Annotated in this window: 2 protein-coding genes; both read left to right on the forward strand. The window is 32.5% G+C overall.

Translation table 11 applies throughout. The features are described from left to right. Positions 1 to 152: 152 nt before the first annotated feature. Positions 153 to 956 carry an alpha/beta fold hydrolase gene (locus tag LOK78_RS16345; RefSeq protein ID WP_232395876.1) on the forward strand — a complete coding sequence of 268 codons (804 nt, stop codon included), beginning with the start codon at positions 153 to 155 and terminating at the stop codon, positions 954 to 956. 166 nt (positions 957 to 1,122) lie between these two features. Further along, on the forward strand, positions 1,123 to 1,707 hold the full coding sequence (locus tag LOK78_RS16350; RefSeq protein WP_232635662.1) for a hypothetical protein: 585 nt from the start codon (positions 1,123 to 1,125) through the stop codon (positions 1,705 to 1,707). Positions 1,708 to 1,936: the final 229 nt, after the last annotated feature.

The raw sequence follows: 1,936 nt of genomic DNA on the forward strand, positions 1-1,936 counted from the left end.
ATGATGCGATATCAACAATGTATCTAGCCAAAACCCCTCTGTCCCTTCTATTGTTGCCTGTCTGTTATTTAGTAAGAAATTTACTATTTTAACTCTTTAATTAAATAGATTTGTAAACATACGAGCCAAACCGTTAGCCACAATTAAGAAAAATGAGAATTTATAAACCAATAGCTATCATCCTTTTATTTCTAGTCTCATGTACATCAAAAGAGAATAATAAGAAAGATTTCACCTCATTTGACGGAACAAAAATCGCATATACTGATAATGGAAATGGAGAATTAGTTTTACTAATTCATGGTTTTATAGTCGATGGAGATTGGAATTGGGGAAAATCGGAATTAAAAAAACAACTGATTAAACAAGGCTACAGAGTTATTATACCAGATTTAAGAGGTAATGGAAATTCTGATAAACCTGTTGATGAAAATGCCTATAAAAATAATGCGGAAGTGAAAGATTTAATGGCCCTAATTGACCATTTAGAAACTGACAACTATGTGGCTGTTGGATACTCAAGAGGTGCAATTGTTCTTGCAAACTTACTTACTAAAGATAAGCGAATCACCAAAGCTGTATTTGGGGGAATGGGCATTGGATTTACGAATCCAAATTGGGACAGGCGAATTGAATTTGGGAATGTCTTTTCTGGACGGACTGAACCAAATAAAATGACAAGAGGAGCTGTAGACTTTGCGAAAAATCTTGATGTGAACTTTAAAATAATGGGCTATTTACAGGACTATCAACCTGAAACAACTATTGCGGAACTTAATAATATTGAGGTGGAGACTTTGGTAATTTGCGGAGATGATGATTTAGATAATGGAAATCCTAAAAAATTACAAGAACAATTATCGAATAGTAAATTGAGTCTCGTTAGTGGCGACCATATGAGTACACCTTTTTCAAAGAACTTCGCGGAATCGATTATTGAATTTCTTAACGAATAATAACAGTGGCTAACAACGGCTATAGTTCATTGCTTCTGACTTTCCTCGCGGAAAGTCCTCGCAAATTTGCTATCTTCGGTTTACTGCGGAAAATCCTCGCGGATTTTCACGCAACGAAACCATAGCCAAACACGTTGTAACACATTTTGACCAAACCAACAAACCATTGAAAAAATTCTGTACATTATTACATCCAATTGAAAAAAATGAAACTATTAGAATCGATTTTCAAACGGAGTTATCTGAAACAGATATTTACGAAAAATTAAAACTTTCTGGATACGGAATTTACCAATTCATAGAAAACGATTTTCAGTATAATATGGAACAATCGGAATTGGATTCTGAAAATATTAAATATTACGAACTGAAACGTAAAAAAAAGTCTTGGTTCGGACTTTCAAAAAAAACGGTAACGGATTTATTAATAAAACCGACAAATGGATTTTATTATCCATATCAATATGGAAATTATTTTTATTTATTTACTAAACATAAAATAAATCCAACTGAATTTGAAAAATGGATAAATAATGCTTTTCCAAATAGATTTGCTGATTTTGACGAAACTTACTCAATTGGATTTGACAACAATTTCGAGTTACTGAATATGAACGACTATATTTTAATTACGAATCACGATTATCAGCGAGATTTTGGAATTTCAGCAAATGAAATTATTATCAATAAACTTCTGAAAATATTAAAGGAAGTTGACAATCATAAAGAACAGAGATTTGAAAGAAAATAAAAAACGTGTTACAACACTGGCTATAATCCATTGCTTGCCAAATGCTAAACCAATATTCCTTAACTTTAACCGGCTTGATTCCTACTCCGAAATTCTGCCGAATTTCCTCGCAACGGAATCATAGGTACTGTGTTAGAAAACAAGTAAATTGCAATAAATTTTTAGGAAGCATTCAAATTTATTTGACTGTTATCCCGTGCAGCAGGGACTTTAAGTCCTTGCTGTTTTT

Origin of the sequence: Mangrovimonas futianensis (assembly GCF_021245805.1) — a bacterium.
GTDB lineage: Bacteria > Bacteroidota > Bacteroidia > Flavobacteriales > Flavobacteriaceae > Mangrovimonas > Mangrovimonas futianensis.